The organism is Pantoea sp. ME81, from assembly GCF_903970985.1.
Taxonomy (GTDB): Bacteria; Pseudomonadota; Gammaproteobacteria; order Enterobacterales; family Enterobacteriaceae; genus Pantoea; species Pantoea communis.
Genome location: NZ_CAJCKS010000242.1, coordinates 1 through 5,748 on the forward strand (window position 1 = coordinate 1; position 5,748 = coordinate 5,748).

Sequence of the window (5,748 nt, forward strand, 5' to 3'; positions counted from 1 at the left end):
ATGGTAAGCTGTGCGCCTTGCGCTAAACGCATCCCTCCTCGCCACGGACGCCGTCCCATTTCCACTGCTCTGCACCACCTGTTTATCTGCTGAAAAGTTTTTGGCACACCTCCTCCCAACGGGGAAGCGGTAACGGTTCAGTCGCGATCGGCATATGCTCCTCATCGCCTGAACACCGATCGTGAAACGCGATGTAAAACACCGTAATTCCCCTTTGATACTCGCCTCCTTCGCGCTTCAGGCGTAGGTTTCATTTCGATAAAACCGGAAAGGAATATGAGGTCAACATGGAGTGGATACTGTGGTTGCTGGCAACGGTGATAGCCTTGAGCATCGGTAGCTTTATTAATGTCGTTATTTATCGCGTACCTCTGCAGCTTTTACAGCCCGGCAATAGCGTGGATTTACGGCAACCGGCTTCACACTGTCCGGTTTGCAAAAAATGTTTGCGCTGGCGAGACAATATCCCGTTAGTGAGTTGGCTGTTACTACGCGGTCGGTGTCATTTTTGCCGTTGTGCTATCAGCCTGCGCTATCCGTTAACAGAAACTGCCTGTGCAACAATCAGCCTGGTATTTGTCGCGATCCTCCCGGTTGATAAATCATTGCTCGCCTTACTTATGCTGTTTTGGCTACTGCTGACCGTCGCGATCATCGATTACGAGCATTATTTGTTGCCAGATGTAATCACCCTGCCATTGCTATGGCTTGGGCTATTATTAAAAGCAGGCGAATGGCTACCAGGCTCACTCCATGATGCCGTCTTTGGTGCGGTGGGGGGTTACGGCGCGCTTTGGCTAATCCGCTATATGTATCAATATTTTAGCGGGAGACTGGCATTGGGTTTGGGGGACGCAAAGTTAGTGGCAGCATTAGGCGCGTGGTTGGGTTGGGCAATCTTACCCTATGTACTGTTACTGGCTTGTAGCGGGGCAATTTGTGCGCTGTTTATCGCCAAAATGGGCTGGCAACGTGACCTTAATCAACCCCTTGCTTTTGGTCCCTGGATTGCTCTGGCGGGCATAAGTCTTTTTATTAACACGATTATTTAATAACCACTTCATCTGCTGGCGCTAAAATAGCCGGCCAATTAGTGGCCAACGCCCTGATTCCTATATGAAAAGAATAAACAAATCTAAACAAAATAAATCATTGTGATGTACGTCAAAAGGCTCTATATTGGCCGCGTTTTTTAAACCACTGATACTTTTTTGTTCAACTAGTCAATCGGCCAGCCATCACGAGCCCCGGTTGAAGGAGAGATATGATGACGGATAAAGTCCGTATTGATAATTTTGGTGCCAACGCATTCAATGGAAACAACGACGCTTTCTTAGCCCGTCAGGCTGAGTTTGAATCAAACGTCAGGAGCTACCCGCGCAAGTTGCCTTTAGCGATTGCCAAAGCCAACGGCGTGTGGATCACAGATGTCGAGAATAAACAATATCTTGACTGCCTGGCTGGCGCAGGGACGCTGGCACTTGGTCATAACCATCCTGATGTTCTGCAGAGCATCCAAAATGTCATTACCAGCGGCTTGCCGTTACATACTCTTGATCTGACGACACCTCTGAAAGATCAATTCTCAGAATCTCTGCTCTCGCTGCTGCCTGGCCAGGGTAAAGAATATTGCCTGCAGTTCACCGGTCCTTCCGGTGCGGATGCGGTTGAAGCAGCACTGAAGCTGGCGAAGAAAGTCACTGGCCGTAGCGGCGTGATCAGCTTCTCTGGTGGTTACCATGGTATGACTCATGGTGCGCTGGCTGTGACTGGCAACCTGTCACCGAAAGAAGCCGTTAACGGCATGATGCCAGAAGTGCAGTTCATGCCTTACCCGCATCTGTACCGTTGCCCACTGGGTCTCGGCGGTGAAGCGGGTGTGAAAGCCCTGACTTACTACTTCGAAAACCTGATCAACGACGTGGAAAGCGGCGTGCGCAAGCCTGCAGCCGTTATCCTGGAAGCCGTTCAGGGTGAAGGCGGTGTGAACCCTGCTCCGGTCGAGTGGCTGCAGCGCATCCGTAAAGTCACTCAGGAACACGGTATTCTGCTGATTCTTGATGAAGTTCAGGCAGGCTTTGCCCGTACCGGCAAATTCTTTGCCTTCGAACACGCAGGCATTGAGCCAGACATTATCGTGATGTCTAAAGCAGTAGGCGGTGGTCTGCCACTGGCTGTTCTGGGTATCAAAAAGCAGTTCGACGCCTGGTCTCCAGGTCACCACACCGGTACCTTCCGCGGCAACCAGCTGGCGATGGCAACCGGTCTGGCCACTCTGAAAGTCCTGACCGAGCAGAACATCGCCGGTAAAGTGGCTGAACAAGGTGAATGGCTGAAAGCACAGCTGGCTGAGATGCAGAAACGCTTCCCGGTTATCGGCCACATCCGCGGTCTGGGCATGATGATCGGTATCGAGATCGTTAAACCAAACGAAGCGGCTGACCATATGGGTAGCCTGCCGGCTGATGGTGAACTCTCTGCACTGCTGCAGAAGAAGTGCTTCGAAGCAGGTCTGATTCTGGAGCGTGGCGGTCGTCACGGTGCAGTACTGCGTCTGTTGCCGTCACTGCTGATCACCAACGAAGAGCTGGCGATTTTCCTGGATAAATTTGAGCAGGCGCTGATTGGCGCTGGCGTCAAACCTGTTTGATTGGAAGAGTAAATGTCTGAAGTAAACCCGATTCTGGCCGCCTCTGCACAGAGCATTGAGGCGTACCAGCAGGCGATTGCCCAAAGCAGCGCCGCGGTTGTGCAGTGGCTGCAACAGCCTGAGATGTATCAAGGCAAAAGCGTTGCCGAACTGCGCGAGCGTATCACGCTCGACTTCAATCCAAACGGCCTGGGTAACCAGGCCGCGATTGAACGCGCGATTGAGTATTTCCTGAAAGACAGCCTGTCAGTGCACCACCCACAATGTGTGGCGCACCTGCACTGCCCTAGCCTGGTGGTTAGCCAGGCTGCAGAAGTGTTGATCAACGCCACCAACCAGAGTATGGACTCATGGGATCAGAGCCCTTCTGCCACCATCATTGAGGTCAAACTGATCGAATGGTTGCGTGCACAGGTGGGTTATCCAGCAGGCGATGCTGGCGTGTTCACCAGTGGTGGCACCCAAAGCAACCTGATGGGTCTGATGCTGGCGCGTGATGCGTTCTATCAGCGTCAAGGTCATTCAGTGCAGTTGGACGGCATCACTGGCGATCTGCGTAAGATCAAAGTGTTGTGTTCTGAGAACGCGCACTTCTCGGTACAGAAAAACATGGCGCTGCTTGGCCACGGCTACAATTCTGTGGTGCAGGTGAAGTCTGATCAGTTCGCACGCATGGACGTTAACGACCTGAAAGCCAAACTGGCGCAGGCCGAAGCCAATGGCGAGCAGATTCTGGCGATTGTCGCGACGGCTGGTACTACCGATGCGGGTGCGATTGATCCACTTCGCGAAATCGCGGGCATCGCGGCTGAGCACAACATTTGGATGCATGTCGATGCAGCCTGGGGCGGTGCTCTGCTGCTGTCTGAAAAGTATCGTGACTACCTGGACGGCCTGGAGTTAGTGGATTCGGTGACTCTCGACTTCCACAAACAGTATTTCCAGACCATCAGCTGTGGCGCATTCCTGTTGAAAGACGAGCGTCACTACGAGCTGATGCGTTATCAGGCGGCTTACCTGAACTCTGAGTTCGATGAAGAAGCCGGTGTTCCTAACCTGGTTTCAAAATCTCTGCAGACCACGCGTCGTTTCGATGCATTGAAACTGTGGATGGGTCTGGAAGCGCTGGGCCAGAAACAGTATGCCGCGATCATCGACCACGGTGTGACGCTGGCACAGGAAGTGGCGAAGTTTGTTGCGTCAGAACCACGCCTTGAGCTGGTGATGCAGCCACAACTGGCAAGCGTGCTGTTCCGCTATCGTCCAGAGCAGCTGACCGATACCGCGCAGATTGCTCTGTTCAACCAGCGCATCGGCGATGCTCTGCTGGATTCAGGCCGCGCTAACGTTGGCGTGACTGAAAACCAGGGCGTTACCTGCCTGAAACTGACGCTGCTGAACCCAACCGTGATGCTGGAAGACATCAAAGTCCTGCTGGCGCTGGTTGAGAAAACCGCGAATCAGTTGCTGAACGCGTAATTTCGCTTCAAACGAAAAGTCGATAACTGGCAACAGTCATCGGCTTTTTTATTGCCTGTCGATTGCCCAGCCCGTTCATTTTTGCTCACTCATCCCTCTGGAATAACAACCCATTTGGTTGATTGGCAGATAACGTTAGCACGATCAATGACGGTGCAAGTTGCACCGTCATAAGGCTCGTTCACGTGGAAAACTGCCTATCAGGTGTTGAAACACTCTCATTTACCCTCTGGCACGGTAATTGCTTATTACTGTCTACCGCATCCTGCATGTCAGGAACAGGCGCCGAAGTCTGGTAAGCGGTTTGTGGCACTCTGCCACTCCAATACATCGAATTCAGGCGAAGAAGCCCCACCGGCAATGCTGTCGGCGGGGCTTTTTTTATTGGAGTAAAATTATGAGCAAGTTAAAAGCGTGGTTTCAGGGACCTCAAGACATCACCGAAGCGGAAGCCGTGGAAGATTATGCCGTTGGGCGTGTTCCCTCCCACTATCGCTGGCCGATCCCGGCCATCATTTTAGTGTTACTGGGAAACTCGACCGCCATGTTTTGGTTCAGCCTCGGCGCGGATATGAGCTATCAGGTCGGCTGGCCGCTGCTGCTGTTACCTATCGCCTATATGGTGGTGTTTGCCACCATAATCGGTTCCTGTATTATGAAAATGGCCAGTAAAGAGGGCCTGTCGCTCAATCTGATGACGCGAGGCCTGGGCTTCGGATATATGGGGTCGGCTTTTACCTCGCTAATCTATGCCATCAACTTCATCTTTTACTTCTTGTTCGAAGGCACCATCGTGTCGCATGCCATTGCGAACTACGCGGGCGTCCCGGTTAACTCCTTCACGGGCATTGCGATTTTTGCATTAATGGGATTGGCGGCAATCTGGTTTGTGTGGAAAGGCATGTCGTCAATGCAGTTCCTGCAAACCTGGGGCGTGCCGATCTTCATCTTGCTGTTCGGTTTCTGCATCTGGCAACTCACGCACCATTATCCGTCTGTGGGCTTCAGTGGCTGGCAGCCTAAAGCGGAAGTCGACAGCAATGCGCTGTGGCTGGTGATGAACATGGCCAATGGACAGATTGTGTTTCAGGGCCTGATGGCCACCGATTATGGCCGCTTCGCTCGTCCTGGTATCAGCCATAAAGGCACGGCGACCATTATGCTGGGGATGCTGATTCCGATTGTGGTGGTAATGCTGTTCGGCGCCTTTATGGCATATACCCTGATGCCACACATTCAGGGAGAGGATGTCTGGTCACTGGCATTAGATCCAGGCTTCGTCTTCCCGCTGATTATTGGGCTGACCGGCGTGCTGTTTGCTGTGATTACACAGATTCGTATTAACGTGCTGAACCTCTACTCCGGATCCATCGCATTGTCGAATACCATGGATATGGCGTTTAACTATCGTCCAGGCCGTCAATGGTGGATGCTGCTGGTCTGGCTGCTCGGCGTGTTGTTCTACGTCTGCAACATTCTGCAGTACACCGGCACTTTCCTGTCGATTACCGGCATTCTGACCAATACCTGGGTGTTCATTATCCTCGCTGACTACTATGTGTGCCGCAGAGTGCTGCACCTTGCGCCGTCAGATTTTGTCGAGTTCCGCAAAGAGTATC

The 5,748-nt window shown here is 52.4% G+C and carries 4 protein-coding genes; all 4 read left to right on the top strand.

Annotated elements, in window-relative coordinates; genetic code table 11:
* Positions 1–287 precede the first annotated feature (287 nt).
* Positions 288–1,052 carry an A24 family peptidase gene (locus H7A81_RS25165; protein WP_166934390.1) on the top strand — a complete coding sequence of 255 codons (765 nt, stop codon included), beginning with the start codon at positions 288–290 and terminating at the stop codon, positions 1,050–1,052.
* A 215-nt stretch (positions 1,053–1,267) separates the two neighbouring features.
* On the top strand, positions 1,268–2,650 hold the full coding sequence (locus tag H7A81_RS25170; protein WP_034829839.1) for a diaminobutyrate--2-oxoglutarate transaminase: 1,383 nt from the start codon (positions 1,268–1,270) through the stop codon (positions 2,648–2,650).
* A gap of 12 nt (positions 2,651–2,662) precedes the next feature.
* Complete coding sequence (locus H7A81_RS25175; RefSeq protein ID WP_182059081.1) at positions 2,663–4,129, top strand: aspartate aminotransferase family protein; 1,467 nt, start codon at positions 2,663–2,665, stop codon at positions 4,127–4,129.
* 397 nt (positions 4,130–4,526) lie between these two features.
* Positions 4,527–5,748, top strand: a 1,222-nt coding sequence (locus tag H7A81_RS25180) for a cytosine permease (protein WP_182059082.1), incomplete at its 3' end; no start/stop codon positions are given.

Coding starts and splice junctions, on each gene's coding strand:
- H7A81_RS25165 (WP_166934390.1), top strand. CDS start 288: ATGGAGTGGATACTGTGGTTGCTGGCAACGGTGATAGCCTTGAGCATC.
- H7A81_RS25170 (WP_034829839.1), top strand. CDS start 1,268: ATGACGGATAAAGTCCGTATTGATAATTTTGGTGCCAACGCATTCAAT.
- H7A81_RS25175 (WP_182059081.1), top strand. CDS start 2,663: ATGTCTGAAGTAAACCCGATTCTGGCCGCCTCTGCACAGAGCATTGAG.